Raw genomic sequence first — 223 nt, forward strand, 5'->3', positions numbered from 1 at the left:
CTGAGCAGACCGATATGGTCGTCAAACAATTGCATGATTATTGCTTTGATTATGCGTACACGCTGCGTGACTGGCGTGCTGCCTTTATGGCCCAGCGTGCAGAGATTCAAGCGCTTGGCTATGACGAAGCCTTTATCCGCCTATGGGAGTTTTACTTTAGCTATTGCGAAGGTGGGTTTTTGGAGCGCACGATCGGTGTGGTACGAGTTACAGCGGTGAAGCC

1 protein-coding gene is annotated in these 223 nt (G+C 50.7%); it reads left to right on the forward strand.

Translation table 11 applies throughout. The features are described from left to right. A partial coding sequence (locus tag V6252_RS13215; protein WP_341610750.1) for a class I SAM-dependent methyltransferase occupies positions 1 to 223 on the forward strand: 223 nt, incomplete at both ends.

Origin of the sequence: Psychrobacter proteolyticus (assembly GCF_038155145.1) — a bacterium.
Lineage (GTDB): Bacteria > Pseudomonadota > Gammaproteobacteria > Pseudomonadales > Moraxellaceae > Psychrobacter > Psychrobacter proteolyticus_B.